We start from the raw sequence: 407 nt of genomic DNA on the forward strand, positions 1-407 counted from the left end.
CCCGACGCGTAAATCTCGACGCCCAGTGATTTGAGAAACGAATTTGTAGCGCACATTGCGAAACGCACTCCCCATCATGAGATGGAAGTCATCTCGCATCCGAACCCATCATCAGCAACGTGGGGTCGAGACGACGCTTACGTATTTCCGATCTGAGCTCTTCAGAAAGGTCCGGCATGTCGAGCAGTTCTTGATAATGAAGCACATCTATCTTTAGGGATTTCACTGGGGCTGAGAGATGCGCGCAAATATTAGCAATGCAGAATATGACCTGCCCCCCTTCGGTCCCTCGTTCATAACGAGAGTCTGCGGGTTTGATCTTGATAATCATGGGTTTCGGTTTGGGCAAGCGCGCCGGGCGCGGAGCCCTCAAATTGCTCAAGCGCTCGGCGCGCTTGCAGTGGCGT

General features: G+C 53.1%; 1 protein-coding gene. It reads right to left on the reverse strand.

The genetic code is table 11. The features are described from left to right. Positions 1 to 88: 88 nt before the first annotated feature. The coding region (locus tag AB9K34_RS13070) for a hypothetical protein (RefSeq protein ID WP_369954871.1) at positions 89 to 407 on the reverse strand (319 nt) is incomplete at its 5' end.

This window comes from Sedimentitalea sp. XS_ASV28, from assembly GCF_041224545.1.
GTDB lineage: Bacteria > Pseudomonadota > Alphaproteobacteria > Rhodobacterales > Rhodobacteraceae > Sedimentitalea.